This window comes from Devosia sp. T2-14, from assembly GCF_055397495.1.
Genome location: NZ_AP027921.1, coordinates 2452056 through 2475510, shown reverse-complemented (window position 1 = coordinate 2475510; position 23455 = coordinate 2452056). Strand labels below are relative to the sequence as shown.

Annotated in this window: 24 protein-coding genes and 1 pseudogene; 8 read left to right on the top strand and 17 right to left on the bottom strand. The window is 65.2% G+C overall.

The genetic code is table 11. From position 1 onward, the window contains the following. The first annotated feature begins 123 nt into the window (after positions 1 to 123). Both ACZ5WT_RS12215 and ACZ5WT_RS12210 read left to right on the top strand, forming a co-directional pair. Positions 124 to 1188: a hypothetical protein gene (locus ACZ5WT_RS12215; protein ID WP_464284069.1), complete on the top strand. Its 1065-nt coding sequence runs from the start codon at positions 124 to 126 to the stop codon at positions 1186 to 1188. Further along, positions 1185 to 3179, top strand: a complete 1995-nt coding sequence (locus ACZ5WT_RS12210) for an FAD-dependent oxidoreductase (protein ID WP_464284068.1) — start codon at positions 1185 to 1187, stop codon at positions 3177 to 3179. The genes ACZ5WT_RS12215 and ACZ5WT_RS12210 overlap by 4 nt, the downstream gene beginning before the upstream one ends. Here the strand turns inward: ACZ5WT_RS12210 and ACZ5WT_RS12205 are convergent. The 13 genes and pseudogenes from ACZ5WT_RS12205 to ACZ5WT_RS12145 all read right to left on the bottom strand — a co-directional run bounded on the left by ACZ5WT_RS12205 (position 3176) and on the right by ACZ5WT_RS12145 (position 15812). Beyond that, the gene (locus ACZ5WT_RS12205) at positions 3176 to 4381 is read right to left on the bottom strand and encodes a hypothetical protein (RefSeq protein ID WP_464284067.1); all 1206 of its coding nucleotides are present in this window, start codon (positions 4379 to 4381) and stop codon (positions 3176 to 3178) included. The genes ACZ5WT_RS12210 and ACZ5WT_RS12205 overlap by 4 nt on opposite strands. Before the next feature lie 81 nt (positions 4382 to 4462). Next, on the bottom strand, positions 4463 to 4939 hold the full coding sequence (locus tag ACZ5WT_RS12200; RefSeq protein ID WP_464284066.1) for an RT0821/Lpp0805 family surface protein: 477 nt from the start codon (positions 4937 to 4939) through the stop codon (positions 4463 to 4465). Positions 4940 to 4995: 56 nt separating this feature from the next. Beyond that, positions 4996 to 6372: an ATP-binding protein gene (locus ACZ5WT_RS12195; RefSeq protein ID WP_464284065.1), complete on the bottom strand. Its 1377-nt coding sequence runs from the start codon at positions 6370 to 6372 to the stop codon at positions 4996 to 4998. 13 nt (positions 6373 to 6385) lie between these two features. Further along, on the bottom strand, positions 6386 to 7045 hold the full coding sequence (locus ACZ5WT_RS12190) for a response regulator transcription factor (protein ID WP_464284064.1): 660 nt from the start codon (positions 7043 to 7045) through the stop codon (positions 6386 to 6388). A 22-nt stretch (positions 7046 to 7067) separates the two neighbouring features. Next, positions 7068 to 7361, bottom strand: coding sequence for a hypothetical protein (locus tag ACZ5WT_RS12185; RefSeq protein ID WP_464284063.1), 294 nt, complete (start codon positions 7359 to 7361; stop codon positions 7068 to 7070). Positions 7362 to 7416: 55 nt separating this feature from the next. Further along, a pseudogene (locus tag ACZ5WT_RS12180) lies at positions 7417 to 7608 on the bottom strand (type II toxin-antitoxin system HicA family toxin); the annotation flags it as partial. Between the two features lie 2 nt (positions 7609 to 7610). After that, positions 7611 to 7853 (bottom strand): DUF1902 domain-containing protein, encoded by a 243-nt coding sequence (locus ACZ5WT_RS12175; RefSeq protein ID WP_464284062.1) that lies wholly within the window; start codon positions 7851 to 7853, stop codon positions 7611 to 7613. A 60-nt stretch (positions 7854 to 7913) separates the two neighbouring features. Then, a complete protein-coding gene (locus ACZ5WT_RS12170) occupies positions 7914 to 8681 on the bottom strand; it encodes a glycoside hydrolase family 108 protein (RefSeq protein ID WP_464284061.1) in 768 nt (255 codons plus the stop codon). Next, positions 8662 to 12582: a baseplate multidomain protein megatron gene (locus ACZ5WT_RS12165; protein WP_464284060.1), complete on the bottom strand. Its 3921-nt coding sequence runs from the start codon at positions 12580 to 12582 to the stop codon at positions 8662 to 8664. The genes ACZ5WT_RS12170 and ACZ5WT_RS12165 overlap by 20 nt, the downstream gene beginning before the upstream one ends. Further along, a complete protein-coding gene (locus tag ACZ5WT_RS12160) occupies positions 12560 to 12982 on the bottom strand; it encodes a hypothetical protein (protein WP_464284059.1) in 423 nt (140 codons plus the stop codon). The genes ACZ5WT_RS12165 and ACZ5WT_RS12160 overlap by 23 nt, the downstream gene beginning before the upstream one ends. Before the next feature lie 260 nt (positions 12983 to 13242). Beyond that, complete coding sequence (locus ACZ5WT_RS12155; RefSeq protein WP_464284058.1) at positions 13243 to 14499, bottom strand: Hsp70 family protein; 1257 nt, start codon at positions 14497 to 14499, stop codon at positions 13243 to 13245. Positions 14500 to 14672: 173 nt separating this feature from the next. Beyond that, positions 14673 to 15326, bottom strand: coding sequence for a diguanylate cyclase domain-containing protein (locus tag ACZ5WT_RS12150; protein WP_464284057.1), 654 nt, complete (start codon positions 15324 to 15326; stop codon positions 14673 to 14675). A 63-nt stretch (positions 15327 to 15389) separates the two neighbouring features. Continuing rightward, entirely contained in the window at positions 15390 to 15812 is a 423-nt protein-coding gene (locus ACZ5WT_RS12145; RefSeq protein ID WP_464284056.1) for a YcgN family cysteine cluster protein, read from the bottom strand. Positions 15813 to 16025: 213 nt separating this feature from the next. Here ACZ5WT_RS12145 and ACZ5WT_RS12140 point away from each other — a divergent pair, with 213 nt between their 5' ends. The 3 genes from ACZ5WT_RS12140 (at position 16026) to ACZ5WT_RS12130 (ending at position 19380) form a co-directional block, all read left to right on the top strand. Next, the gene (locus ACZ5WT_RS12140; protein ID WP_464284055.1) at positions 16026 to 18140 is read left to right on the top strand and encodes a transglycosylase domain-containing protein; all 2115 of its coding nucleotides are present in this window, start codon (positions 16026 to 16028) and stop codon (positions 18138 to 18140) included. Between the two features lie 119 nt (positions 18141 to 18259). Beyond that, the gene (locus ACZ5WT_RS12135) at positions 18260 to 18832 is read left to right on the top strand and encodes a DUF1214 domain-containing protein (protein ID WP_464284054.1); all 573 of its coding nucleotides are present in this window, start codon (positions 18260 to 18262) and stop codon (positions 18830 to 18832) included. After that, the gene (locus ACZ5WT_RS12130; protein WP_464284053.1) at positions 18829 to 19380 is read left to right on the top strand and encodes a DUF1254 domain-containing protein; all 552 of its coding nucleotides are present in this window, start codon (positions 18829 to 18831) and stop codon (positions 19378 to 19380) included. The genes ACZ5WT_RS12135 and ACZ5WT_RS12130 overlap by 4 nt, the downstream gene beginning before the upstream one ends. On the opposite strand, the gene ACZ5WT_RS12125 is transcribed toward ACZ5WT_RS12130, so the two are convergent. From ACZ5WT_RS12125 to ACZ5WT_RS12115, 3 genes are read right to left on the bottom strand one after another with little or no spacing between them, the layout of a single operon-like run. Then, on the bottom strand, positions 19377 to 19841 hold the full coding sequence (locus ACZ5WT_RS12125; protein ID WP_464284052.1) for an SRPBCC family protein: 465 nt from the start codon (positions 19839 to 19841) through the stop codon (positions 19377 to 19379). The two genes, ACZ5WT_RS12130 and ACZ5WT_RS12125, sit on opposite strands and share 4 nt — an antisense overlap. Further along, a complete protein-coding gene (locus ACZ5WT_RS12120) occupies positions 19838 to 20182 on the bottom strand; it encodes an ArsR/SmtB family transcription factor (RefSeq protein ID WP_464284051.1) in 345 nt (114 codons plus the stop codon). Before ACZ5WT_RS12120 ends, ACZ5WT_RS12125 begins: the two co-directional genes overlap by 4 nt. 9 nt (positions 20183 to 20191) lie before the next feature. Further along, positions 20192 to 20872, bottom strand: a complete 681-nt coding sequence (locus tag ACZ5WT_RS12115) for a glutathione S-transferase family protein (protein ID WP_464284050.1) — start codon at positions 20870 to 20872, stop codon at positions 20192 to 20194. A gap of 141 nt (positions 20873 to 21013) precedes the next feature. Between ACZ5WT_RS12115 and ACZ5WT_RS12110 the strand changes: the two genes are divergently transcribed. The 3 genes from ACZ5WT_RS12110 (at position 21014) to ACZ5WT_RS12100 (ending at position 22742) form a co-directional block, all read left to right on the top strand. Further along, positions 21014 to 21646 carry a GntR family transcriptional regulator gene (locus ACZ5WT_RS12110; protein ID WP_464284049.1) on the top strand — a complete coding sequence of 211 codons (633 nt, stop codon included), beginning with the start codon at positions 21014 to 21016 and terminating at the stop codon, positions 21644 to 21646. Between the two features lie 92 nt (positions 21647 to 21738). Further along, entirely contained in the window at positions 21739 to 22320 is a 582-nt protein-coding gene (locus tag ACZ5WT_RS12105) for a biotin transporter BioY (RefSeq protein ID WP_464284048.1), read from the top strand. Continuing rightward, on the top strand, positions 22317 to 22742 hold the full coding sequence (locus tag ACZ5WT_RS12100; protein ID WP_464284047.1) for a DUF1284 domain-containing protein: 426 nt from the start codon (positions 22317 to 22319) through the stop codon (positions 22740 to 22742). The genes ACZ5WT_RS12105 and ACZ5WT_RS12100 overlap by 4 nt, the downstream gene beginning before the upstream one ends. Positions 22743 to 22744: 2 nt before the next feature. On the opposite strand, the gene ACZ5WT_RS12095 is transcribed toward ACZ5WT_RS12100, so the two are convergent. Then, a complete protein-coding gene (locus ACZ5WT_RS12095) occupies positions 22745 to 23389 on the bottom strand; it encodes a CatB-related O-acetyltransferase (RefSeq protein ID WP_464284046.1) in 645 nt (214 codons plus the stop codon). Positions 23390 to 23455: the final 66 nt, after the last annotated feature.

Genomic DNA, 23455 nt, shown 5'->3' with positions numbered 1-23455 from the left:
GGGCCCAATACGCTTGACGCCGCCTCGCGGCAAGAGATGGTCATCTATAAGCGGAATACGGCAAAAAACCACCGAAACACGCACTAGTGGGTTGGACGCATTGCCACAGGCCTTCATTGAGGCATGATCGAACCCCGCGCAGACTTCGCCGTGATCGGATCGACGCCGCTAGCCCGGCTGGTTGCCGGGCTTTTGGCATCGGCGCATGGCAGAAGCGTGGTTTTTGCCGGCGAAAGCCAATCCGGCTACCGGCTCCCGCGGGGTGTGGATATCTCGGTCGCGCCGGTCACCCGTCCTGAGACCTGGGCCCTGCTCAGGCAGTGCCTGCCCGAATCTCTCAAGCTGCTTTCGCGCATTGGCGGCAAGGGCAGCTGGTCACGGGTTGATCCCATCCTGTTCGCCGAAGATGCCGCCGGCAAGGAGGCCCTCGCCCATATCCGGCAGATGGCGCTGGCCTTTGGGCACGGGGCCGAAATCGTGCCGCCCTCCTCTATCGGCGAAAAGCGCAGCGGGGTCCTGCTGCGGGACGCCGTGCAGCTCCATCGCCCCCAGCTTGAACCGCGTCTCGACGTCTGGCTCGACCAGCATGCCGTCCAGCGGGCAGCGGCGGGCGAAGCCATCACGGTCCGGCCCGACGGCAGCGCAGAGCTGACGTCAGCGACCGGGCGCATCGTGATCGATCAGGTGATCCTGGCCGACGCGCCCGCCATCATCGCCCATGTGCAGGTGGCCCATTGGCCCGCCCTGCTGTCGCGCCAGATAGCCAGCACGATCTTTACCGAGCCGACCCGCGCCATCGCGTCACCCGTCATGCACCAGCTCGACAATGGCCTGACGCTGTCGCAATCGGCGGGGCGCGGGATCGTGGCCATGGGCCCCGGTGCCATCGACCCATTCGCGGCATCGCTGGGTGTTTTGCTCGGACGTGAACGCGATTTTCGCCAAGCCGGGCAATCGAGCTACGAAACCATCGTGACGCAAGATGCAGCGCCCGCCGTGGGGCGCGTGCGTGGCGTCGGACCGGACGTCCTCGCGGGCCTCGGGCCCAGCGGAGCGTTCCTCGCGCCCGCGATTGCCCGCTGGATTGCAGGCAAGGCCAGCGACTTCGAAAACGCCTGGCTGGGCGCGCGCCTCGTCGATCGCAAGCCGGGCAATTCCGTTGTCGCCGAATTCGGGACGCAGCCATGAGGAGCAAGCCGCACCGGCTGGAGGCAGATAACCACCATCAACTGCAAGGACGCGCGATCGACCGGACGCAGCCACTAGAGTTCCAGATTGATGGCCGCACCGTCTCGGGATTCGCGGGCGACACCGTGCTGAGCGCCCTGCTCGCCGCCGGCATAGACACGGTGGGGGAGCGCGGCGGCGTTCCGCTGGCCCTCTCGGCCCGCCACGCCCCCACCATCGCCCCTGCGGGACAGGCGCGCGACCACCGCCGCCACCTGCCGCTGGAGCGCACGTTGGTCGTTCCAGGCGCCGAGTTCGTCACGACGCCCCACCGGCGCAACGGCCATCCATTCGTCCGACTGACGCGACGCGGCCGCCGCTCGCTGGGCGTCGATCTCGACCGCCCCGACGCACTCGCCCGCCCATGGCTGGGCAGCGCCGGAGAGGCAGGGCCAGAAGTCGACCTGATCGTCGTGGGAGGCGGCGTCGCAGGCATGTCGGCGGCACTCGCCGGTGCGAAACGCGGCCTGCGCGTCGCATTGATCGAAGCTGCCGCGCGTCTTGGGGGCACCGCGTCGCTCTTTGGCACGCTGGATGGCGAGGAGACGCCGCAGCACAATATCGCGCGCTTGTCCGAGGCCATTTCCAAGTCCGACGCCATCTCGGTTCTCACCAGCGCCGAAGTCTTCGCCCTGCGCAGCGGCGTGGTCCGCCTTCATCAGGTGCAACTGCGCGACGGCGCCTCCACCACCCGAGTGCTCGACTTGCGAGCCCCGAACATTGTGCTCGCCACGGGCGCGCTCGAACGCTTGCCGGTGTTCCCCGGCAACCGCCTGCCCGGCGTCAGCGGCGCCCTCGAAGCCTACGAAATGGCAGAGCGTTACGGCGTGTGGACCGGCGGCTCCGCGCTGATAGCCACCAGCAGCAGCCCCGCCTATCGCCTCGCCATGCTGGCCGCCGATGCGGGGATCACGGTCCCCCGCATCCTGGATTCCCGTCCTAGCCCCCAATCGCGTTTCATCGAATTTTCAAAGGCTTACGGCATCACACTGGCTGTCGGCACGATCGCCCAGACAGTGGTGCCCGCAAAGAAGGGCGGCCTGCAGGTCACGCCGCAACTGGCGATGGAAGCACTCTCCCGCACCGAGCCCACCCTCACGGTAGACCGGCTCCTGGTCTCTGGCGGCTGGCAGCCTGAACTGACGCTTTGGCACATGGCTGGCGGCACCAGTGAGTGGAACCCCACCCATGCCCGGCTCGATCCGCAGACTGGCCCGCAGGGGATCACGCTGGCGGGCAGCGCCGCAGGTTGGATCAGCCGCCGCGCCTGTCTTGCCAGCGGCAGCGACGCGGTCGATGCCCTGCTCGGCCGCGCGCACCAGCCGGTCGAAGAACTGTTGATCGACCCCATCTATGAAACCCCAGACGATGCCGCCCCGATCGGTGCTGTTCCCGATGAAACAGGGCACCCGGCCTTCCTCGATGCCGGCTGGCGCTATATCGAGCGTCCGCGTCAGCGCGCGGCACGCATTCCGGGGTGGCTGCCGTTCGGCCGCAGGCAAACAGGCTGGTCGCTGGCCGAAACGCCCCACCCGCTCGATATCGCCGAAATCGCTGCAGGCGTGCAGTTGGGCGCCATTCCTGCTGCCAGCGCCGGGATCGTGGCGCAGGAACGCGTGGCGATGGTGGTGATCGAGGCCGAGAGCGATCCGGCCGACGATCCGCGTGCCCACCTGCCCCTGCCGCCCGCCTATCTGCATGGCCGCTATCGCGGTGCCACCTTGTGGCTCGCAACACCAGACGAAAACCGCACGCTTGAGACCGGCGCGTTGATTTACGCCAACGCCGACGAAACCGACCCGCTCAAGGCTGTCGGCGTCGTCGTGCGCCCGATCAAGGGGCAGGCCGTCGTGTTGATCAAGGGAAGCGAGGGCCAAACAGCCAGCGTACGCGAGCCGGGCCGCGCCATCGCGATCCGGCTGGTCTCTCCCTATCGGGATGGCATGGTCTAGGCCCGGCGCCCTGCACTGACGCGGGCGCGCCGAAGGGTGTCGGCATATTCCGGGTTGAAACGGACTTCGGCCATCTTGATCCCCGCATCCAACCGCGCACTGACCGCGGCGTCCTCTGGATCCTGCCGGTAGAGATCGAGATTGCGCTGCAGATGCACTTCCAGCGCCTGCCCGGTCTGGCTCCATGCCTGCTCGAATACCGCATTGAGAGCGAGCGAATCCCTGCAGTCCCGGATCGTTGCGAGCAGATAGACGCCGTTGATGGCCGCCAGGATGCGGTCATCGTCGAGCCGGTCGCTGCCCTCGCGGCGGCGCATGGCCTGATTGAGATCGGCCACCACATCGCGCAAGCGCGGCTCGATGCGATCGGAGACCTGCTTGGTGATGGCAGCGAGCGTTTGCGACCACCGACTGCCCCGCGCAAACTCGATATAGCCGGTGAGTGCCCGGACCAGCCGGTGAAAGCGGTCGAGGCTGCGGCACACGAGGTCGATATCGGCAAAGGGCCCCATTGGCTGCAGAATGTGCAGCTGGTCCTGCGCATGCGCAGCAACGGCGTCGATCACCGGGGTGAAGCCCATGCGGATCACGGCTGCCTCGGTCGCATTGCCCGAGATCTTGATGATGGTGGTAACGAGGCGCGTCGGGTTGGCAACCTGCCCGATCGCGGCATGAAACAGCAGCGCCGCCAGCGCCGGATCCTGCAGGGGCATCGACTGCAACGCCACGCCCAGCGCTGCGTCGTCGCCGATCGTATTGATCGCCTTGCCAAATGCCTGGGCCTTGCCAAGCAGCGCGCGGCTCCGCAGGGCCAGCATCAAGGTCGGCAGGGCATCACGGGCTTCGGCGCTGCCCAACGCAGCGCGCAGGCGACGGTCTTTTTCGGGGTCGTTGGCGACGAGGGCTAGCCCGTCTTTCATGCGCGCCAGAACCTGCGGCACGACGGCCTCAAGCTCGGCGGCGGAATACTGCCCGCTGTTGACGCGGTCGCCCGAGATCAGATCGGGACAGAGATCGCGATAGACCCATGTCCAGCCTGCCTCGGCATGACTGCGCGCGACCGAACCCGCAAAGGGAAACGATACCGGATCCTGCACGATGACCGCATCCAGTACCCCGGCAAATGGCCGGATAACGGTACGGGCCGCGCGACGCGGCGCGACGGCTACAGTCTGGTCAGTCGTGTTGGAGGCTTGGGGCATCAACGCAAAGGGTTTGGAACATTGGATGTCCAAACCCTATCGCGCCTTGGTAAACAATCCTTGCACGGATTGGTTTTGGGCTTATGCGGCGCCCTGAACGACGGCCCAATTGCCGTTCTGTTCGCGGCAGGCCGTGCCCTTTTTCACATAGTCCTTGCCACCGGATTTGACCGTGTGGGTGAAGTCGCGGCAGTCGAGATTGTTGACGCGCACATAGGGGCCAACAGCCACCGAGCCGGTGGTGCCCTTGTCGCCCGCCCACTGGCGCGGCGCGCCCGGACGGCCAAACTGCAGCGCGTAGAACTGGGCGCTATTGGCTTCGGCAGAGTCCTTGGCCGTCATCAGTGCCAATGCCGCCGAATCAACGAAACCATTGGCCACGCTCGTGGTTGCCAGCGCGAGCTGCGTGGTCTGGGCCGGGGTCGGCACCAGCGGCTGCGCCATCACCGGCGTTTGCGACACAACGGGTGCCTGGACGACTTGGCTGGTACCGGAGCTGGTGCAAGCGGCCAGGGTCAGGGCAAGCAAGGGAGTGGCAAAGAGGGCGATACGGTTCATGTGCAATCTCGTGGTCGGTCAAAAGGCTCTTGTTGAGGTAATGCGGCGAAAGTGCGTCAGGTTGCGTTGGGCCTCGACATAGTTCCCAAACGCGCCGTGGGCAGCCGCAATTCGACCAGCAAACCGCCCAGAGCGGAAGGCTTGAGGGCCAGGCTGCCGCCGTACACATCCACCAGTTCCTTGACGATATCGAGCCCCAAGCCGCTGCCGGGCGTTTTCTCGTCCAGTCTGACACCGCGACGCAACACTTTCTGGGCGTCCTCGTCGCTGAGGCCGGGGCCATTATCGTCGATGCGGATCAACAGCATGGTGCCGGTGTCGCCGCGCTCGCTCGAGAGGCGCACGCCCACCTGACCCTTGGACCATTTGCAGGCATTGTCGAGCAGGTTGCCCGCCATTTCCTCAAGGTCCGCTTCATCGCCCCGGAACCAGGGCAAGGAAGCGTCAGGGCGCTGGAAGGCGATCGTCACTTCAGGATGGATCTTGCGCATCACGCGCGTCAAACGCAGCATGACAATGGTCGGGTCGGCCTTCTTGCCCACCACCGATGTCCGGGCCGCCAGGCGTGCCCGCTCGAGATAGGTCGCCACCATGTTGCTCATCTTGTCGCTTTCAGCGAGCACAACATCGGCAAGCGCGCCCTTTTTGGCAGCGGCTTCGTTGCGCAGCACGGCAATGGGCGTCTTTAGGCCATGGGCCAGATTGCCCACCTGATTGCGCGCGCGCTCGATGATCTGCGCGTTGGAGCGGAGCAGTTCGTTGACCTCTTCGGCCAGTGGGGCAATTTCGCGGGGATAGGTGCCGGTGACATTTCCGCTCTCGCCCTCGCGTACGCTTTCGATGGCAGCGCTGAGCCGGTCCATGGGCCGCAAGGCGATGCGCGCGACGATGAAGCTCATGATGGCCAGCATCACCCCCACCGCGCCGAGCACGATAAAGGCTTGCCCGCGGAATTCGTCCACGCGCTCAAGGATTTCGCTGAGATTGCCGGTTACGACGATTTGGTAGGTCGTCGGTGCCACAGTCACGGTCCGCTCGACGGCCCGCAGTTTGGTGCCAAACGCATCGGTGAGCAATTCGCTGCGCCGTCCGAGTGCATCCGCCGGCCCGGCCAGCCGGGGCAAATCGATGCCCACCACCGATGTCGAGAGGTTGTAGAGCGTGCCGTCGGCATCGCGGATCAGCCAGTACCAGCCCGAGCGAGGCCGGTCGAAGCGCGGGTCGGTCAGTTCGATGGAGTCGCTGAGCGGATCGCCCGCCTCCAGCAGCGCACCGGCAAGGCTTTCGACGTGGAAGTCGAGCGTTTCGGCAAGCGATGAATCGAGCGCACGCGAATAGAGGTCGGATAGCAGGAATCCGGTCGCGACCAGAGCCACGACCAGCCAGCCGGCTGACAACCAGAACAGTGAAGCCGCGATGGAGCCCTTCCGCATCAGCGCTCCAGCCTCAGTCTTCCGCGATCATATACCCAAGTCCGCGAACGGTCTGGATGCACTCGTCGGGTAGTTTCTTGCGCAGGCGGCCGACAAACACCTCGATCGTGTTGCTGTCGCGGTCGAAGTCCTGGTCGTAGAGATGCTCCGTCAGTTCGGTCCGGGAAATGACCTTGCCCTTGTGATGCATCAGGTAGCTCAGCAGCCGCAATTCGTGGCTGGTCAACTTCACTGACTGGCCATCGACCGTCACCTTGCCCGAGCGCGCGTCGAGCCGCACAGTGCCCGACACGATCTCATTGGAGGCAAGTCCGGCAGCGCGGCGCACCAGCGCACGGATACGCGCCAGCACTTCTTCCATGTGGAAGGGCTTGGCCACATAGTCATCTGCGCCGGCATCGATGCCCTGCACCTTGTCGCTCCAGCGATCGCGCGCAGTCAGCAATAGCACCGGCATTGTCCGCCCGGCGCGGCGCCATTCTTCGAGCACCGAAAGCCCGTCCATCTGCGGCAGGCCGATGTCGAGCACGATGGCGTCATAGGGTTCGGTATCGCCGAGGAAGTGCCCTTCCTCGCCGTCAAAAGCCACGTCCACCGCATAACCGGCTTCGGTCAGGGCTTCCTTGAGCTGGCGATTGAGATTGGTATCGTCCTCGACAACAAGAATTCGCATGTGCCGCCCCCAGGCCTGTTCGTTACTGCGCGCTCAGAACCAGGTTCTGCGCCTCCCCGCTGGGAGCCAGTACGCCGATAATATAGACGAGCCTGCCGCCTTCGTCACATACCTGAACGGACAGGATGTCGGCATTGCGGTCGATGCCGGCCGAAGCCAGCACGGCGTCAAGCGACTTGATCTGGCCGGACGAAACCGCCTCCTGGATCTGCCGTTTGTCCAGGCATGCCTGGGCCTGAGCCGGACTGACGGCAGCCAAACCCACCGCCAGCGCGAGGGCGATCGAAGCGAGCAATTTACTGGTCAAGGTTTTCATGAGGGCAACTTAGGACGGCGTTGCTGAATGGGACATGAATGAGGCAGGCAAGTAAAAAGCCCTTAGGCAATCCAGCTTGCTTGAGCGTCTCATTCGCCGTGTGGCGCGATTTTGTCCCAGCATCGATGGTGAAATATCGTTTGGTCAGAGGGCTATACCAGATTTCATGATCGCCGCGCCCCTGGCGCACAAAATAGCATCCTGCGGCAATCAGCAGCGCCTTTAGCTCGCGCAGGAAGCCCGCCACGGTCAGTGCGACGGATTGGGAATACGGGTGAACTGCTCGGCCAGCAGGTGAACCGGGATTTCCGCCAGTTCAGAATCAATGCCGTTGAGCTCGATGAGGTCGGCAATGGCGGCGAGCACCTTGGCATTGAGTGCCTCGATGCTCTCCGCTTCGACACTAAGACCGTCAATGTCGCTACTTGAGGCGACCCAGACTTGCGCCTCGGCATCCCATAGCGCGCGAACGACGATAGATGAGTGCTTCACCGCTGGCCCCTTTCAGGTTCGCCCTAATATCGGGCACACCAACGCCAGATGCAACGGGCCTCACGCCCGCCCGATGTCTCCCTTCAGTCCTTTGCGCAGGAACAGCACGGCGAGTGCCTCCATGATCAGGTGCCCCGCCGAGGCGCCGTCGAGGGCAGGCAGGTCGACGCCCAGCAGTTGGGCAAGGCCCGCCAGCAGCATGAAGGCGGCGACGATGTAGGTCTTGTAGCCGTTGAGGATGTCCACGATCGTACTCCAGTTTGTCGGTTGAGAAGAAACCACGCCCCCCGCCCCTGCGGCGGACAGGGCGGCCGTCCGGATGGCCGCGACGCGGGTCGTCCAGCCCCTGCCGAAGGTGGCAAAGCTGGAAAGCCGGTTGAGAAAGGTCAGGCGCCGGTCACACAGCGCATGGATCAGCGCCCCCGGCCCCCTGCGTGCGACATAGGCCGCCATCGCGTCGCGGGTGAGCGGTCCGATCTGCCCGTCCACCACCACGCCGAGTTCGGTCTGCAGTGTGCGGATCGCCCGGTCGGGGCCGGAATTGACGGCAAAGTCGAAGAGCGCCAGATCGAGCCCGGCCGGCAGTTTCTCCGCCCCTATCCGGTCCCAGTAGCCGGCGCGATAGATGCGCGCGGCTTCGGTCCGCTGCAGCTTCTGCACTTCGCTTTTGGGCAGCGCCCACCAGGGCGAAACCTTGCGCCATCGCGCCAGGGTCTTGCGGGTGATCCCCAGATTGGTTGCGCCACCGGGGTCTGCGGGGTGGTCGGCATAGCCGCCCTCGTGCCGCAGCACCACATCGAGGCAGGTGTCAAACCGGCTGCCAGCCATGGAATTCTCCTCGCGCAGCATGCCCCGCACCCAGCACCGGGCTAAGCTGCGAAACCGTGAAACCAAGGGTTGAAGGCGCCACCCCGAAATCGGCCACTTGCTCGGTGGCCGAATAGAGCGCCGTGGGCTCGCTACAGGTGAATTCCCGAACCAGCGTGTTTCCGCTCAGCACGGTGACCCGATAGGCCTCGGGGCCATGCTCAAGCGGCGCTTCTGCCAATCCCCACCCATCGCCATCGGCCCTGCTGCGCCTGATCCACGTCAGCCTGATATCCCCACCGGCCTCCCGCCGGGCCCGCAAGTGCACAGGCGGTAGTGGCAATGCGGGTCCCGCATCGGCGGCCAGCGTCAACGCCTCGCCCACCACGTCCGCCGACCCTGCATAAATCCGCAGGTCGCGCGTTTCACCCAGCCGCCCGGCCTCGACCGGCATTGTCACGCAGCGCCCGTCGAGCACCATGACCCGGCTCCCGGCCGTGGCCTTCCCCGCCCGCGTTCCATCGAGCCCCCGCAGTAGCCCACTGATCCGGTACTGCCCCACCCCGACCATTTCGGCCCGGGCAAAGCCGATGACCTCCCAGCCATCTGCGTCGGTCTCGATAGCTAGGCGATTGCTCCCGGCCAGCACGGCCAGTGGTTCCGCCGAAGCGAGGTGCCCCGCCAGCAAGGTCACGTCCACCACACTGCCCTGGTCCCAAACGCCCACCGGACCCGCTGGCAGCGCCGTCGCCAGCTGCCCCACCAGCCCACGCCGGACCAATTCGGCAACTCGGCTACCTGTCGTCTCGTCGGCCACCTGCACGCTGCCCGGCCAGGGCTGCGCGTAAGCCGCCAGCACCAGCCGGGTCCGTTGCACATCCTCGGGCAGCGGTGGGAGATGGGCCGCGACAACAACCGGCAAAGCCCGCGCCACCACGCCACCCGCCGTGGCCAGCGGCCGGTCTATCCCCGTTGCCACTGCATTGGCCGCAGGCAGGCTCCGCGCCGTTGCCCGGCGCGCGGTTCCATCGCGAATTTCGCTGATTTCGAACGGCCCTTCGGCCAGCCCCGCGACGTCGATCAGATCGGCCGGCTCCAGCGCCAGCATGGCCGGCGGCAGGTTGAACTCCAGCACTTCCCTGTTCGCGCTGCGGGCGTCGAGCATGCGCTCGGCGGCCAGCCGCGCACCGGAACCATCAAAGCTCAGCGCCGTCGTTTCGCCAGCCAGCGGCCCCTCGGCATGGCTCAGCGCAGTCACGGTGCCGATGAGATAATCGCGTTCGCGGTCAAGATAACTCAGCGCCAGCCGCCCCGGTGCCTCGGCCGGATCGGGGCGGCGGCGCGTCAGCACCGCCCCCTCGCCCGTCGCCAAAGCCTCGGGGTCAATCATCACTACCGCACCCCGCCGGGCCAACCCCAGATGCAGTCCATCGGCCCGGTTGCGCAGGGTGAGGCCGGTCGCTTCCATCAGCGGCTCCAGCGCATCGCGCGCCGTGGTCGCAGCCATCAGCGTCAGCCCGCTCACCAGCGGCGAGGCTGGCTCGGCCTTCAGGTCAACGCCATAGTCGGCTGATATCGCCGCCGCAAGCTCGTCGCTGGAAACGCCGCCCAGCCGCCCGGTCAGCCAGTGGCCGACGCGGTGATTGGGGCCATCGGCCCACACCTCGGTCAGCGCCGGAAAGGCCGGATAGGGCCGCGCGTCCCAGGTCCAGTGATAGATGCGATCGACGTCCACCATTCCCGGCGGATTGTTGGCCCCATCGCGCCAATGCGCCTGATGCGCCCGCAGCACTTGCCGCTGGATCAGCGGATCGGGCGCCCCGCTGGAAAAGTAGGGCCGCCCGCTTTCAACGCTTTTAGGATCGCCGAAAATGTTGGGCTGGTTAGCCCCCTTGTCGACCGCGCCGCACCCCACCTCCGTCAGCCAGATTGGCTTGCTGCCCGGCACCCAGGCGGTTGGCGTCGCCTTGCGCACCCCGCCCGGCCGGTCGTGATGGGCCTGGCTCCACCAGTTGCGGATATCCTTGTAGCGCCACACCCAAGGCTCGCCATGCGCGGCATCCTCGATGGGTGTCCGCACCTGCGCGCGGCGGTCGTCATCGCTGGCATAATACCAGTCAAAGCCCTCGCCGCCCGCCACATGGCCCGCCAGGTAGTCGAGGTCATACCCGCTCGCCGACAGGGCTGCATCGCGATGCCCCATGCCGTCCCGCCAGTCAGCCAGCGGCATGTAATTGTCGATGCCCACCGCATCGATCGCAGGCGATGCCCAGAGCGGGTCGAGGTGAAAGAACTTCTCGCCATCAGGCTGATAGCCCGAATATTCGCTCCAGTCGGCCGCATAAGTGACCTTGGTTCCCGCGCCCACCACCGCCTTCACATCCGCCGCCAGCGCCACCAGCGCCGAGACGAACGGAAAGCTGTTGCCCGCCCCGCGCACCGTGGTCAGTCCGCGCATTTCCGAGCCGATGACTAGCGCATCGACGCCCCCGGCCGCCTGCGCCAGGCTCGCATAATGCAGCGCCATCTGCCGGTATCGGCTGGCAAAGGTGGCCACCTGCGCTGCCGCTGCCCCCGTCTGGTCCGGCGAGCCCACCCGCCCCGGCGCCGGGTGGCAGCTGATGCGCCCGCGCCACGGATAGGCCGCCTGTTCCGCGCCCCCATAGGGGTCGGGCAGACCATTGCCCACCGGCACGTCCATCATGATCATCGGATAGAGCGTCACCTTGATGCCGCGCGCCTTGAGGTCGGCAATCGCCGCCAGAACCGCCCCGTCCGAAGGCGTACCGCCATAGGCCGCGCCGCCATTGTGGCGCGACACCACGGGCACATCGGCGCGCCCCAGCCCCATCACGCTCCAGCTGGTGCCAAGCACCGCCCGGTCCGCGGCCTCGACGCGCGGCCCGATCCGGCATTCGCCGCAGCGCAGGTCATCGCCGAACCAGGCCAGCACCAGCGACACATGTTCGAGATTGGGGCACAGCGCCGTCAGCTCGTCCATCGAGAGCGTCCAGTCGCTGACATTGGCCGAGACATGCGTATTCTCGACCGCCGTGTGCCCCGGCCCGGCCAGCCGCACGCGCGGCACCGGGTCGTAGCCAAATTCGGTCGCCCCAGGGATCACCGTAACCGCCCTTATGTTGGGCTCGAGGTCCCCCACGACGCGGCACAGTTCCACCGAAAGCTGGGGGATACGGTTGCCGAAGCGATTGAGCGGCAATTGCTCGACCACGAGATAGCAGAGCCCGCGATAGGCCGGCGCTGTGCCCTGCGTCGCTTCGATCAGCCCGTCGGGCAGCTGGTCCTCGGTGCCGCGATAGAAGCGCAGTGTCAGGCCCTCGGGGTCGAGCAATTGCCCATCCGCCCAGATGCGCCCCAGCCGGTGCACTTCGCCCTCGCAGAAGGCCACGGCAAAGCTGGCGCCCACCACATCTTCTTGCGCGCCGCCGGCGCCCTTTGCGCCGGTGTTTTCCCCGGCCAACAGTTCCAGCTCGTCACACCAGGCGGCGGCAAATTGCGGCCCGCGAAACCGGTCGGGGTCCGAAGCCGACATCAGCGTCGCCTCCACCCCATTTGGCCAGATCAGCTGGTGCCCCTTCAATGTGGGCCGCTGCTGTGCGTGGCAGACATTCATCAAGCCGCTCTCACCGCGAACCATCACGGCGAGCGCCTCACTCATGGTTTCCCCCACCAGTGCGATGGGGGTGATGCGTTGCGCCACCAGGCTGCGCACCCATTCGGCGCCGGTCCTTGTCTTGCCGCAGCCGCGCCCGCCGAGAAACAGCCAGGTCGTCCAGTCGCCCTCGGGCTCCTTCTGCTGATCGTGGGCCCAAAGGTTCCAGTCGTACAGCAGGTTGATCACCGCTACGTCGGATAGGGCCGCGACCTGGGTCGTGCCGTCAGCGTCGCTTGTACTGATCAATGCGCTTGGCCAGTTTTTCGCGCAGGTCGCGCATGTCATGCTTGTGCGGCGAGATCTCGGCCTTCACCTCGTGACCGGCCATGGTCGCCATCTTGTCGAAGTTCTTGATCAGTTCGGTCAATTGTTGTGCCTCCTTGTCGCCCAGTGTGTCCCCGCCGGCATTGGCCAGCTTGGTGACCTGCTTCTCCAGCACGGCAAACAGCCGCGCCATGGTTGAATCCCTGCGGTTGGCGAGGGTGGCTTGCCGCGAGATCCAGTGCTCCTTGCGGTAGCGATATTCGAGCTGGCCCTTGGTCAGCCCAAAGCGCGCGCAAATCTGCACCAGCGTCTCGTTGCTCGTCTCATAGGCGTGCCGAATGGCCACCCAGTCACGGGTGTCCTGCATCTTTGGTTCTGCCATGAAAGCCCCGGTGCCACTTGGGGAGGCACCACCGCCTCACCCACTTCTCCGACCATGCCTGAACTATACCCCGCCACCGTGACGCGTGGATAAGATGGATAAGTTCGTTGCTGGCGGGCTTCGATGTCCGGGCAACACCGCCCGCCACGCTGGCGTTCCCCCCGAGGGTGACGTCCGAGTTTCGTCAGGGGCAGGCCTCAAAGCCGCAGTCGTCTCCCTCCCCCTCGTGGGGAGGGATCAAGGGTGGGGGTCTGCCGCCCTCACCCGAATTTCCGGGCAGCGTCCACCGCCAGGCCCAGCCCCACGCTGCCCAGCACGTCGGTGCGCACCAGCTCCGCATCGGGGAACATGGCTCGCAACCGCCCGGCAATGGCAGGAACCTGCGTCGACCCGCCGGTGAGGATCAGGCTGTCGATATCGGCCACTTTTACCCCTGCCCTATGCAGCGCCTCATCCACCGTCGCCTCGATCCGCCCCACCGAGCTGTGCAGCGCCGCCGTCAGTTCGGCGATCGAAATGGCCGTCTCGATCCGCTCGTCGCGCACCGGGAACACGAAATCGGTATGGTCGGCATCCGACAGGGCGATCTTGGCCGCTTCCACCGCACCGACGAGGCGGTGCCCCAGCCGGTCTTCGATCAGCTCGATCAGCATTTCCATCTTCTCGGGCGCCTGCGCCTCGTTGCGGGTGCCGCGCAGGTCGCGGATGGTCTGTGCATTGTAGAGCCGGTTGATGCGGTGCCATGTCGAAAGGTCATAATAAGGGGCGACCGGCAGGTGCCGCTTGCCGTCCTTGGTGCGGGTGCCCAGCCCCAGCTCGGGCATCACCTTGGCCATCGACAGCAGCCGGTCGAAATCGGTGCCGCCGACATGCACACCCGCCGTCGACAGGATATCGCCGCCGCGCTCCACCGAACGGGCCCGCTCAGGCGACACGCGAATGACGGTAAAGTCCGAGGTGCCGCCGCCCAGGTCGACGATCAGCGCCAGGCGCTCCGCGCTGACCTGCCGCTCATAGTCCAGCGCTGCCGCGATCGGCTCGAACTGGAACGCGACGTTCGAGAAGCCCTGCGCCCGCACCGCCGCTTCCAGCTGGTCCTGCGCCGCCGCATCGGCCACCGGATCGTCGTCGACGAAATGCACAGGGCGGCCGCAGACGACGGTATCGATGGCCCCGCCCAGTTCAATCTCGGCGCGCCGCTTCACCTCTCCGATAAAAATGCCCAGGATTTCCAGAAACCCATAGCGCCGCCCTTTGACGCGGGTCGTGTCCTCCATCAGCGAGGTGCCCAGCACGCTCTTGAGCGAGCGCATCAGCCGCCCCTCGGCGCCCGTCACATATTCGGCAACGGCATCGCGCCCGAAATGGATCGTGTCATCCTCGAAACCAAAGAACAGCACGCTGGGAATGGTCTCGCGCCCATCCTCAAGCTGCAGCAATTGGGGAACCCCGCTTTGGTCGAGCCGGGCAATGGTGGAATTGGACGTGCCGAAGTCGAGGCCGCAAACGAGGGACATGGCATGCCATCCATCTTGGGAATGCGCCCGGCGGCGCGAGGACGGCTCTATTAGGAGTTCAGGCGCCCGCTGGCAACCGTGCTGGGTGCCAAGGCCCAGTGGCACACTGACACATTCGCCACACGCCTTCCCACCCATCTCGGGTGAGAAAAACGCGCGCCGGTGTAATCCCCTCAGGCCGCCTTGCGCTTGCGCTCCTGGGCAGGCCGTAGGTCGATCCCTTCCAGCCGGCCCATGCCGCGGCGCTGGGATTTCTTCAGCGCTTCGGCGGCGGCTTCGAAGAATTTGCGGTCATAGCCGCCGCTCGGATTGGTCACGGCCAGGCCGGCGCTTACGGTCACCACGCCCGAGTGGCTTTCCTTGTGGGCCAGCGACAGGCGGCGAACGGCGTCGAGCATCTTGGCGGCGGTGGCCCGCGCCATCAGCGCGGGAAGGTCTGGCAATACGATAACGAAGCTCGCCCGGCCCAGGCGCAGGCAGCTGTCGCCACTGCGGGGCAGCAGGGCACCCAACGTTGCCGCGATTTCCGCCAGGCAATCGTCGGTCACTTCCTTGCCATAGGCGGTGAAATACTCGGCGAACCGGTCGACTTCGATGACCAGCAGGCTCAGCGACACCCGTCGTGCCGCGGCGCTGGTCCAGCCCTGCGCCAGTTGTTCGTCGATCCGCGGCCCCAGCTTTGGCTTCATGCCAATGGAGCGCGCGATGGCCGCCTGTCCATAGGCTGGGGCCCGCTCTTGCCTTACCGGCCGCAGAGCCCCGATCGCCAGCCGGACACGCGTCCAGAACGGTTCATCGAGGTCTCGAGATGCCGTCGTATTGGTCATGTCACAACTCTGGCTATCAGATCGCCCGATCTGGCCACAACATGGTTAACGGCGTGTAAATACCTAGAGCTGCTCGGGCGGTTCCCATTCGGGCCATTCGACCGCATGATCTTCCCACTCGTCGGGAGCAATGTCCTGCTCGGCGAAGGTCCGGCCGCGGGCCGACACACCCACATCGACGACGGTCTGCGGATCGCCAGACACGAGCGGATGCCACCAGGCCAGCCCCTTGCCCTCGGCCAGCCGGCGATAGGCGCAGGTCGTGGGGATCCACTTGATCTCAGTCACATTCTGCGGCGTCAGCTTGATGCAGTCCGGCACCTTGGCCTGCCGGCCGGGATAGTCGGTGCAGGTGCAGGTATCGCCGTCGAGCAACTGGCACCGGACGTCGGACGTGATCAGGATTCCGGCATCCTCATCCTCGAGCTTGATGAGGCAGCAGCGGCCACAACCGTCGCAGAGCGCTTCCCACTCCGTCTCGGTCATTTCATCCAGAGATTTTTCTTCCCAAAAGGCCATCTTAACTCGTGACTGATAGGCTGTTGCCGGTTTGCTCTTGTCTGCCAACAAGCGCAATCATATTCCAGCGATCATGTTGCGTTGGACGTCGGTTACGGACAAACGTCCGGAAAGCCAAGCCGGGGGCGACTGGTGCAGGATCCGTTCTATACCAAAGAAAAACGCAAGAAATCCTCCAGCATGCTGGCAGCCGATGCGTGGCTGGATTCCTCGCTTTATGAGTTCTGGCAGTGGCTCGGCCGTGGCTATACACGCTTTCAGGACTTTATGGCGATTTTCCACGTGGCCGGCTTCAAACGGGCCATCGTGGAAGTCCTCAGCGACGGCTTTTCCTTTTTTGCCATCGGTTGCGTACTCATGGTCGCCCTGGCCATGCCGGCCTTCGATGTCACTGCGTCGGGTGAATTCAACAAGGCGGAAGACTATTCCGTTGTTTTCCTTGATCGTTTCGGCAACGAAATCGGCCGCCGCGGCATTCGCTCCGATGACTCCGTCGCCCTCAGCGACATGCCGGACTACCTGATCAAGGCCACCCTCGCGACTGAAGACCGACGCTTCTATGAGCATTTCGGCGTCGACCCGGTCGGCACCCTGCGCGCGCTGATGACCAATGCCCAGGGCGAGACGAGCCTGCATGGCGGTTCATCGATCACCCAGCAGCTTGCCAAGCAACTTTTCCTGTCGTCCGAGCGCACGCTGGAACGCAAGATCGTTGAGGCGTTTCTGGCTGTCTGGCTTGAGTGGCACTACACCAAGGACCAGATCCTCAAGCTCTACCTGGACCGTGCCTATATGGGCGGTGGCAATTTCGGCGTCGTCGCCGCCGCCGACTACTATTTCGGCAAGCGCGTGCAGGACATCAACCTCGCCGAAGCTGCAATGCTTTCAGGGCTTTACAAGGCCCCGGGCCGGTGGGCTCCGCATATCGACCTGGCGGCCGCACGCGGCCGCGCCAATGTGGTTCTGACCAACCTCGTCGCCGCCGGCTTCCTCACCGAAGGCCAGGTTACCGCCGCCCGCCGCCACCCGGCCACGCCGATCAGCCGCGCCGCCGATGCCAACTCGCCAAACTACTTCCTCGACTGGGCATTCGAGCAATCCAAGGGCCTGATCGAAACCCACAACCACGCCTCCAACAACTTCGTCGTCCGCACCACGATCGATACGACCCTGCAGCAATATGCCGAAGAGGCCGTGGTCTCGACCGTGCGCGAACAGGGCGAACAGTATGACGTGACCCAGGCCTCGATGGTGGTCACCGACACGGCCGGCGCCATCCGCGCCATGGTCGGCGGTGTGGATTATGGCAAGAGCCAGTTCAACCGCGCCATCGTCTCGACCCGCCAGCCCGGCTCGGCCTACAAGATTTTTGTTTATTCCGAGGCCTTTGAGCAGCTTGGCCTGACGCCATCCGACATGATCACCGACCGTCCGGTCTGCATCGGCGACTGGTGCCCGCAGAATTATGGCCGCAACTACAAAGGCACCGTGACGCTGGCTTCGGCCTTTGCGCAGTCGCTCAATACCGTACCGGTGACCCTATCGATCAAGACCGGACGCGACACCATAGCCGAGCTCAGCCACCGCATGGGCCTGCAGGCCGACTATCCGGTGACCCGTTCGCTGGCGCTAGGCGTGGCTTCGGTTTCGGTGCTGGACATGACCTCGTCCTATGCCGTGCTGGCCAATCACGGCTACAAGACCCCGGCCTTTGGCATTACCCGCATGACCACGCTTAACGGCGAGCTGGTCTATGAAGCCGACCCCGACGCCCCGCGCGAACGCGTGCTGAGCGAGACCACCGTTGCCAACATGAATTCCATGCTGCGCGGTGTCGTCACCGGCGGCACCGGCCGCCGCGCCGACGTGCCCGGCGTTCCGGTCGTCGGCAAATCGGGCACGACCTCGTCGTATCGCGACGCCTGGTTCTGCGGCTTCACCGGCAATTACGTGGCAGCCGTTTGGTTCGGCAATGACGACTACCACCCCACCAACAACCTGACTGGCGGCACGCTTCCCGCAATCGCCTGGCAGAAGTTCATGGCCTATGCCCATACCAATATCGACGTTCAGCCGGTGTTCGGTGTCGACTTCACGCCGCCCGCTCCCATCGTCGCCGCGGCCGATCCCAATGCGGTTGAAGAAGAGGCCGTGCAGCGTCCGCCCAGCCTGACGGCCGGAGCAGCGCGCAAGCTGATGGACCTGGCCGATCGCTTCAACGCAACGCTGCAGACGGCCGCGCCGCCGACGACCCAGGCCAGCGCGCAGATGCCCAGCCAGACGCAGGGGATCTAGCGACCATTTCCCCGCGCACCCTTCCGCCCCCCTGCCCCCCTTGCTATAGGCTTAGCCAGCCACTCCGCGCGCAGGTTCCGCCGCCCATGCCAAATCCCGCATTTCCGAGCCGCTGAACCGTGCGCTTCGTAATCTACCTCCTGATGATGATCGCGGTGGCGCTGGGTGTCGGTTTCGGCCTCAGCTATTACGCGCTCACCGACGGACGGCTGTTTGGGGTGGCGCAGGTGGGCCCGTGGCGCGCCTGGACCGATGTCGGTTCCAATGCTCCTAACCCCTATACGCGCAGCCATCTGGCCCGCACCGCCGCTTTCCAACTGGGCCAGTCGGAGGGCCTGCAATTTGTGGCAACCACCGACAGCGACGGCCAGCCCCTGACGCGCGACTGCACCTATCGCATCGACGGGCGCACGCCGCTGGCGACATTCTGGACGCTGGTGGCGGTCGATGGGAACGGCATCAATGTCGCTGCGGAAGGCACGCCAACCTCCCTGCGCAGCAGCAGCATTGTCCGCGCCAATGATACCGCCATCCGCATCTATGTCGGCACGCGCCTGATGCCGTGGAACTGGTTGGAGCTGGCGGGCCAAGGCCCCTACCAGCTGGTGCTGTCGCTCTATGACACGGCCGTGTTCTCGGGCTTTTCGAACGATGAATCCATGCCCGCCATTATCCGCGGGGACTGCGCATGATCCGGTTCCTGCTGTGGCTGCTGGGTGGCGTGGTGCTGGGTGGCATCATCCACATCGTGGTGATCCTGACCCTTCCCATGCTTGCCGACCAATCGGTCTGGACGCGCGTTGCCGACCTGGAAGCCGACAACCGCATGGTTGTGCTGCCGCAGATCCAGGCGGGCGAACCCAATCCCCTCGGGCTCGACCCGCAGCTGGCCTATGGGCTGTGCCGGGTGAACCTGGCCGATGGCCCGGCCTATGTCAGCGGCGTGCTTCCCGATGCGTTCTGGTCGGTGGCGCTGTTCGACAAGGCGGGGACCGTGACCTATTCGACCACCAACCGCGACGGCATAGGCCAGACGGTTGAACTGGGCATCTTCAACGCCGCCCAGACGCGCCTGCTGGCGCAGCAGCAGCTCGATATCGCCGAGGGGCTGCTGGTGGTTGAATCAAGCACCGACCAGCTGCTGATCCTTGTGCGGCTGGCGCCGCCCCATCAGGCGATGCGCGCGCGTTTCGAACAGGCGCTGGCTGACATTTCCTGCGGCGTGCGCCCCACCACCTAGTGCGACAGCACCAGGTCGCGCTCGATTTCGAGGACCAGGCGCTCAAAGCCGGTCTCGGTGCCGAACTGCAGGGCTGAGGCGCTCTGGGCGCCGGTCAGCAGCGCCACCTGTTCGGTATAGGTCATCAGCGAACCACTCGACGTATCCGCGAATTCCACGGTGGCCAGCGAAGCCGAAGCGGCCTGCCCATCGACGATCATGCGGTAGGCATAAACGATGCGCCGTCCCACTTCGATGTCCTGATATTGCGAGATCACGTCATGCTCGACGCCATCGGGGGTGACCATGCGACTGATCTCGCCACCGCCGACGCGGAAATCCATGTGATATTCCAGTTCACGCCAATCTGGGTGGCATGAGCTCCAGCGCCGCTTCAGTTCGGGCTGCGCCCAGAACGAGAAGCCATGGGCCGCGCTGCCCGCCAGCCGCCGCTCAATGGTGAAGGTGGAATGGTGCGTCATGATTGCTCCTCGGGGAATGCCGCCATGGCGGCGTCGAGCCGGTCAAACGCGGAATTGAGGTTGAGCTTGCGGGTGGTGACCCAGTTTTCGATATCGGCCAGCGCCGCGCTCTGGATGCGGAAGGTGCGGACCCTCCCGACCTTTTCGGAGAGCACCAGCCCTGCGGATTCGAGCACGGCGAGGTGTTTGAGTGCCGATGGCAGCGCCATGCTCGTAGGGTAGGCCAGCTCCTTGACCGAGGCCGGGCCACGGCTGAGGCGGTCGACCATGGCGCGGCGCTGCCCGTCGGCAAGGGCCTGAAACATGCGGTCGAGCTGGGCGGTGTCTGTATTGGCTTCCATCACGCCAGCCTATCCCTCCATGAAGCGCGGCGGAACCGCCTCGCGATAGGGAAACATGGTCAGCCAGGGACGCGCCTCGGCCAGTACGCGCGCCACGCTCGGCCGCTCGATGAGCCTTTCGAAATAGGCCGCCAGCGCCCCATGCTCCGGCGCAAAGGGATGGACGATAGACGCAAAGAACAGGCCGGGCGCCGCCGCGCACTCCGCGATCCCGAACGCATCGCCCGCCGCCCATTGCCGGCCGGCGATGTGGGCGTCGACCATGCCATAGGCGGTGTCGAGCGCGGCCCGCGCTTCTGCCACGCCATAGGCATCGCCCTGTCCTTCGGGCCGGATGCGGTCGAGCACGATCTTCTGCATCGGCACACTGATATAGAGATCGAAAAACCGGTCCCAGAGCCGCGCATCCAGCCGCGCAGACCGATCGGCGGGCAGCATGGGCGCAAGGCCTGCGTGGTGCTGGTCGAGATATTCGATGATGATCGAGGTCTCCGCCACCACCCGATCGGCCGCGTCATCGTGGAGTACCGGGATCTTCCCCACGGGCCAGCGCGCCAGGTGATCGGCACTTTGCCGGGAGTCGGCGAGATCAACATTCTGCGCGGTGAAGGGCGTGCCGTTTTCATAAAGCGCAATCAGCACCTTGTGGCAGAACGAGGCGAGCGGATGCATGTAGAGGGTGAGAGCCATGGCCGTCCTCAATAGTTTCCTATTAGGATAACTATCCACAGGCGCGGCCACCTGACAAGCAATAGTTTCCGCAGTCTGAAACTATTGAACGCACGCGATATCGCTGTCGACGGGCCAACGCGGATGAATTATCTATAAAACATGAGCATTGCAAAAGACGACACAGTCGCCGCGCGCATCAGCAAGGCGCTGGCGGAGCGGATCATTTCGGGCGCGATCGGGGCCGGCGAGAGGCTGCGCCAGGACCATATCGCAGAGGAGTTCGGCGCCAGCCATGTGCCGGTGCGCGAGGCGTTCCGCCTGCTCGAAGCCCAGGGACTGGTGGTGAGCGAACCGCGGCGCGGGGTGCGCGTCGCCGGGTTCAGCCTTGAGGAAGTGCGCGAAGTTGCCGAGATGCGGGCCGCTCTCGAAGTGCTGGCCCTGCGCAATGCCGCGCCGCACCTGACCCAAGCCATTCTCGACCAAGCGGAAAACGCCATTCGCGCCGGCGACCAGGCCAAGGATGTGCAGAGCTGGGAAGAGGCCAACCGCGCCTTCCACCGCATCATCATCGCGCCCTGCAACATGCCCCGCCTGCTGCGGACCATCGACGACCTGCATTCTGCCAGCGCCCGCTTTCTGTTCTCGGGCTGGCGCGCCGAATGGGAAGCGCCGACCGACCGGGATCACAGGGCCATCCTCGCCGCGCTGCGCGTTGGGCAAATCGACATGGCGGCTGCCGTTCTGACCCGCCACGTGCAGTGGAGCGGACAGCGCCCCAAATCGCGCCTGTGAATTTTATCTATACTTTCTTGCTCGAATCCCAGATTCGTGGATTCAATGGCGATAGATAGGCAAAACTATCTATAATTCAGCAAGGAGTTCTCATGTCAGACGTTGCACCTCCCCAGTCCAGAACCATTTTCAGCCCACTCGACCTCCAGAACCGTTCCCTGGCGTGGCGCGCTGGCGCCGTGGTGCTGGGCACGCTCTTCCTGGCCCTGTCGTCCTATGTCGAAGTGCCGATGGTTCCGGTGCCCGTCACCATGCAGACCCTTGCCGTGACACTGATCGGCGCGTTCTACGGCTGGCGCCTGGGCGGCATCACCATCACGGCCTGGCTGATCGAGGGCGCGTTGGGCATGCCCGTGCTGGCCGGCGGCGCGGCGGGCGCACACCACTTTGTCGGCTCAACCGCCGGCTACCTCTTTGCCTTCCCGCTGGCGGGCGCCCTCGTGGGCTGGCTCGCTGAAAAGGGCTGGAATGGCAGCCGCCCCCTGCTGGCCTTTGCCGGCATGGTGCTGGGCAATGCTGTCTGCCTGGCGCTGGGCGCGACGTGGCTTGGCCTGGCCATCGGGATTGAGGGCGGCATCGCCTATGGCGTAACGCCATTCCTGATCGGCGGCCTGCTCAAGTCGGCGCTGGGCGCCGCACTGCTGATGGCACTGACGCGCAACGCGGCCCGATGAGCATCAGGCTACGCCCGCACCACCTCCTTTGCCTGCTGACTTACGCAGGCAAAGGATACAGCGCCGCCTTCACCGCCAACTATGACGTCATCGCCGTGCGGATTGCCGGTGGCGAGGCGGTGACGCTGGTCGATGGCCCGGACGACATCTGCGCGCCGCTGCTCGGCGATGCAGAGCCCCATTGCTGGCGCGACAGCGTTGTCGAGCGGGACCGCCAGGCGCTCAGCGACGTGTCGGCTTTGCTCGGCGTGCCGCTGGCTGCGGGGCAGTCGCTGTCACTGACGGCCCCGATGCTGGCCCGCATGCGCCGTGGCTTCGCGGAGGCCACAGTGCGCACGGCCTGTTTTGGCTGCGAATGGAGCGATCTCTGCACCGCCATTGCGGGCGATGATTATGCCGGGACCGCTATCCCGCACTGCTGAGTTTAAGGCTTGGCGTCGTAATCAGCGGCCGCCGCAACCAGCGCGTCCAGGTTGTCGGCGGCCAGCAGGGGCCGGAGTGCCTCGAACTTGGCGGGCTCCCACTGATAAATGCCCAAAGCCAGCAGCGACTCGACGGTCGCTTCGGCAAATCGCCGGCGGACCGGCTTGGCCGGATTGCCAGCGACGATCGTATAGGGCGCGACATCCTTGGTGACGATGGAGCCCGACGCGATTACCGCGCCCTCGCCGATGGTCACGCCGGGCATGATCATGGCGCGCATGCCGATCCAGACGCCATCGCCGATCACCGTATCGCCCTTGCCCACATACGCATCTTCGATCACTTCGACGAACGGGTAGAGGCTGAACCAGTCCATCCGGTGGGTGTGGTTGCCGCCCATCAGGATGACAGCTTCAGCGCCGATGCAGACATAGTCGCCGATATGAAGCTGATCGATGACCCAGCGCGGCTCCCATGCGGCGAGGCTGAAGGCGTCGCCATAGTGGTAGCGCACCACGCTCTCTTCGAACGAGCCCGTCCAGGCGCCGCTGTAATAGCTGTGCTCGCCGCGCAGGTGGATATTCGGGTTGGTGACGGTCCGATGCAGATATTCGACAATCGACCAGTGTTTGGGAGGCGTATTCACGATAAGTCCTTGCATTCCAAGCCGGGGAGCAGAGCTGCACCCGCGTTTTGGCCCTTATAGCGCGGA

Coding starts and splice junctions, on each gene's coding strand:
- ACZ5WT_RS12130 (WP_464284053.1), top strand. CDS start 18,829: ATGATCCGGTTCCTGCTGTGGCTGCTGGGTGGCGTGGTGCTGGGTGGC.
- ACZ5WT_RS12215 (WP_464284069.1), top strand. CDS start 124: ATGATCGAACCCCGCGCAGACTTCGCCGTGATCGGATCGACGCCGCTA.
- ACZ5WT_RS12115 (WP_464284050.1), bottom strand. CDS start 20,872: ATGGCTCTCACCCTCTACATGCATCCGCTCGCCTCGTTCTGCCACAAG.
- ACZ5WT_RS12200 (WP_464284066.1), bottom strand. CDS start 4,939: ATGAACCGTATCGCCCTCTTTGCCACTCCCTTGCTTGCCCTGACCCTG.
- ACZ5WT_RS12140 (WP_464284055.1), top strand. CDS start 16,026: ATGCTGGCAGCCGATGCGTGGCTGGATTCCTCGCTTTATGAGTTCTGG.
- ACZ5WT_RS12105 (WP_464284048.1), top strand. CDS start 21,739: ATGTCAGACGTTGCACCTCCCCAGTCCAGAACCATTTTCAGCCCACTC.
- ACZ5WT_RS12185 (WP_464284063.1), bottom strand. CDS start 7,361: ATGAAAACCTTGACCAGTAAATTGCTCGCTTCGATCGCCCTCGCGCTG.
- ACZ5WT_RS12110 (WP_464284049.1), top strand. CDS start 21,014: ATGAGCATTGCAAAAGACGACACAGTCGCCGCGCGCATCAGCAAGGCG.
- ACZ5WT_RS12120 (WP_464284051.1), bottom strand. CDS start 20,182: ATGGAAGCCAATACAGACACCGCCCAGCTCGACCGCATGTTTCAGGCC.
- ACZ5WT_RS12170 (WP_464284061.1), bottom strand. CDS start 8,681: ATGGCTGGCAGCCGGTTTGACACCTGCCTCGATGTGGTGCTGCGGCAC.
- ACZ5WT_RS12155 (WP_464284058.1), bottom strand. CDS start 14,499: ATGTCCCTCGTTTGCGGCCTCGACTTCGGCACGTCCAATTCCACCATT.
- ACZ5WT_RS12145 (WP_464284056.1), bottom strand. CDS start 15,812: ATGACCGAGACGGAGTGGGAAGCGCTCTGCGACGGTTGTGGCCGCTGC.
- ACZ5WT_RS12210 (WP_464284068.1), top strand. CDS start 1,185: ATGAGGAGCAAGCCGCACCGGCTGGAGGCAGATAACCACCATCAACTG.
- ACZ5WT_RS12125 (WP_464284052.1), bottom strand. CDS start 19,841: ATGACGCACCATTCCACCTTCACCATTGAGCGGCGGCTGGCGGGCAGC.
- ACZ5WT_RS12160 (WP_464284059.1), bottom strand. CDS start 12,982: ATGGCAGAACCAAAGATGCAGGACACCCGTGACTGGGTGGCCATTCGG.
- ACZ5WT_RS12150 (WP_464284057.1), bottom strand. CDS start 15,326: ATGACCAATACGACGGCATCTCGAGACCTCGATGAACCGTTCTGGACG.
- ACZ5WT_RS12100 (WP_464284047.1), top strand. CDS start 22,317: ATGAGCATCAGGCTACGCCCGCACCACCTCCTTTGCCTGCTGACTTAC.
- ACZ5WT_RS12195 (WP_464284065.1), bottom strand. CDS start 6,372: ATGCGGAAGGGCTCCATCGCGGCTTCACTGTTCTGGTTGTCAGCCGGC.
- ACZ5WT_RS12190 (WP_464284064.1), bottom strand. CDS start 7,045: ATGCGAATTCTTGTTGTCGAGGACGATACCAATCTCAATCGCCAGCTC.
- ACZ5WT_RS12205 (WP_464284067.1), bottom strand. CDS start 4,381: ATGCCCCAAGCCTCCAACACGACTGACCAGACTGTAGCCGTCGCGCCG.